The organism is Streptomyces albidochromogenes, from assembly GCF_005981925.1.
Taxonomy (GTDB): domain Bacteria; phylum Actinomycetota; class Actinomycetes; order Streptomycetales; family Streptomycetaceae; genus Streptomyces; species Streptomyces albidochromogenes.
Map to the genome: position 1 here is coordinate 1 of NZ_VBVX01000476.1, position 3,408 is coordinate 3,408.

The window sequence follows — 3,408 nt, forward strand, 5'->3', positions numbered from 1 at the left end:
CCCGCCGCCCTCGCGGCCAAGGTCCGGACCCTGGCGCCGTCCATGACCCGCTCCATGCAGCGCGTCGCGGAAGCCGTCGCCGCCGACCCGGCCGGCTGCGCCGCCCTCACGGTCACCGGTCTCGCGGAGCTCACCGGCACCAGCGAGGCCACCGTCGTCCGCACCGCCCGCCTCCTCGGCTACCCCGGCTACCGCGACCTGCGCCTCGCGCTCGCCGGACTCGCCGCCCAGCAGCAGTCCGGCCGCGCGCCCGCGGTGACCGCCGACATCGCCGTCGACGACCCGATCGCGGACGTCGTGGCGAAGCTGGCCTACGACGAGCAGCAGACCCTCGCCGACACCGCCGCCGGCCTCGACACCGTCCAGCTCGGCGCGGCCGTCACCGCCCTGGCCACAGCCCGCCGCATCGACATCTACGGCGTCGGCGCCTCCTCCCTCGTCGGCATGGACCTCGCCCAGAAGCTGCTGCGCATCGGCCTGATCGCGCACGCCCACACCGACCCGCACCTCGCCGTCACCAACGCCGTCCAGCTCCGCTCCGGCGACGTGGCGATAGCCATCACGCACTCCGGCTCGACCGGCGACGCCATCGAGCCGCTGCGCGTCGCCTTCGACCGGGGAGCCACCACGGTCGCGATCACGGGCCGCCCGGACGGGCCCGTGTCGCAGTACGCCGACCACGTCCTCACCACGTCGACCGCCCGCGAGAGCGAACTGCGCCCGGCGGCCATGTCCAGCCGTACGAGCCAACTGCTCGTCGTGGACTGCCTGTTCATAGGCGTGGCGCAGCGCACCTACGAGACGGCGGCCCCCGCCCTCGCCGCCTCCTACGAGGCGCTGGCCCACCGCCACACGCCCCGGAGCACCAGCCGCTAGCCACGTGGAAGCAGCCCGGCACGACGAGAAAGAGCCGCACTCCTCATGACCTCCACCTCCCCGACGTACGGCGAACTGCGCGCCCAGCTCGCCACCCTCACCACCGAGGCGTTCCGCCCCGAGCTCGCCGACATCGACCGGCTGCCGACCGCCGAGATCGCCCGCATCATGAACGGCGAGGACCGCTCCGTCCCCGAGGCCGTCGCCGCCCGGCTCCCGCAGATCGCCGCCGCCATCGACGCCACCGCCGAGCGGATGGCCCGCGGCGGCCGGCTGGTCTACCTGGGCGCCGGCACGGCCGGACGGCTCGGCGTGCTGGACGCGAGCGAGTGCCCGCCGACCTTCAACACCGACCCCGCCCGGGTCGTCGGCCTGATCGCCGGCGGACCCACCGCGATGATCAAGGCGGTGGAAGGCGCCGAGGACTCCAAGGAGCTCGCTGCGGCCGACCTCGACGCGCTCGGCCTGACCGCCGACGACACCGTCGTCGGCATCTCGGCCTCCGGCCGCACCCCGTACGCGATCGGCGCCGTCGAGCACGCCCGCCGCGCCGGAGCCCTCACCATCGGCCTGTCGTGCAACGAGGACAGCGCGCTGGGCGCCGCCGCCGAGCACGGCCTGGAGATCGTCGTCGGCCCCGAACTGCTCACCGGCTCCACCCGCCTCAAGGCAGGCACGGCCCAGAAGCTCGTCCTGAACATGATCTCGACGATCACGATGATCCGGCTCGGCAAGACGTACGGAAACCTCATGGTCGACGTACGCGCCTCCAACGAGAAGCTGCGCGCCCGCTCCCGCCGCATCGTCGCGCTCGCCACGGGCGCGCCCGACCCGGAGATCGAGGCCGCGCTCGCCGCCACCGGCGGAGAGGTGAAGAACGCCATCCTGGTGATCCTCGGGGCGGTCGACGGACCCACCGCCGCCACCCTCCTCGACGAAGCGCGGGGCCACTTGCGCGTGGCGCTCCGCGCCGCGGCGGCCCGTACGCCCTGAACTGGGACGTACCACCCCCGCACAGCAAGGCACCACGCACCATGACAGAGAACAAGAACCGCGCCACCGCCGCCGCGATCCTTCCGCTCGTCGGAGGCGCGGGGAACGTCATCTCCATCGCCCACTGCATGACCCGCCTGCGGCTGGGCCTGCGCGACCGCTCCCTGGTCCAGGACGAGCGGCTGGCCGCGCTGCCCGCCGTCCTGGGCGTGGTCGAGGACACCACGTACCAGATCGTCCTCGGCCCCGGCACGGTCGCCCGGGTCACCCCTGAGTTCGAGGCCCTGGTCGAGGAGGAACGCGCGGCGGCCCCGGCCGCACCACCCACCCCCCTCACCGCCGACGCGCTCACCGCCGACGGACTCGCCGCGCAGGGGGCGGCGATCAGGGCCGAGCGGAAGGCCAGGAACGCCACCCCCTTCAAACTCTTCCTGCGCAGGATCGCGAACATCTTCGTCCCGCTGATCCCCGCCCTCATCGGCTGCGGCATCATCGCCGGATTCAACGGCCTCATGGTCAACCTCGGATGGCTCCCCGCCGTCACCCCCGCCCTCGCCGCGATCGCCACCGGCTTCATGGCCCTGATCGCGGTGTTCGTCGGCCTCAACACCGCGAAGGAGTTCGGCGGTACGCCGATCCTGGGCGGCGCGGTCGCCGCGATCATCGTCTTCCCGGGCGTCGCGAAGATCGACGCGTTCGGCCAGTCGCTCTCCCCCGGCCAGGGCGGAGTCCTCGGCGCGCTCGGCGCGGCGGTCCTCGCGGTGTACGTCGAGAAATGGTGCCGCCGGTGGGTCCCGGAGGCCCTCGACGTCCTCGTCACCCCGACCCTCACCGTCCTGGTCTCCGGCCTCGTCACCGTCTTCGGCCTGATGTTCGTGGCCGGCGAGATCTCCACCGCCATCGGCGACTTCGCGGACTGGCTGCTGGCCACCGGCGGCGCGGCGGCCGGCTTCGTGCTCGGCGGCCTGTTCCTGCCCCTGGTCATGCTCGGCCTGCACCAGGCCCTCATCCCGATCCACACCACCCTCATCGAGCAGCAGGGCTTCACGGTCCTCCTGCCGATCCTCGCCATGGCCGGCGCGGGCCAGGTCGGCGCGGCCGCCGCCGTGTACGTCCGCCTCCCCCGCAACGGCTCGGTCCGGCGCACCATCAAGTCCGCGCTCCCCGCCGGTTTCCTCGGCGTGGGCGAGCCCCTCATCTACGGCGTCTCGCTGCCCCTCGGACGCCCGTTCGTCACCGCCTGCGTCGGCGGCGCGTTCGGCGGCGGCTTCGTCGGCCTGTTCAACCAGCTCGGGGACGCGTTCGGCTCCACCGCCATCGGCCCGTCCGGCTGGGCCCTGTTCCCGCTCCTGGCCGGCAACCAGGGCATGGGCGTGATGGTCGCTGTGTACGCCGCCGGGCTGGCCGTCGGTTACGCCGCCGGATTCCTCGCCACGTACTTCTTCGGCTTCAGCAGGCAGATGCTGACCGACCTGAACGCGGACGACGACACCGGCACCGGCCTGATCGCCGCCTCGGGCACCCCCGCCCCGCCCGCTC

At 73.4% G+C, this 3,408-nt stretch carries 3 protein-coding genes; all 3 read left to right on the top strand.

All coding sequences use genetic code 11. The annotated features are described in order from the left end of the window. On the top strand, positions 1-876 hold an 876-nt coding region (locus E2E34_RS32680; RefSeq protein WP_138905459.1), incomplete at its 5' end, for a MurR/RpiR family transcriptional regulator. A 45-nt stretch (positions 877-921) separates the two neighbouring features. Continuing rightward, entirely contained in the window at positions 922-1,869 is a 948-nt protein-coding gene (gene murQ / locus E2E34_RS32685) for an N-acetylmuramic acid 6-phosphate etherase (protein WP_138905460.1), read from the top strand. Between the two features lie 41 nt (positions 1,870-1,910). After that, the coding region (locus E2E34_RS32690) for a PTS transporter subunit EIIC (RefSeq protein ID WP_138905461.1) at positions 1,911-3,408 on the top strand (1,498 nt) is incomplete at its 3' end.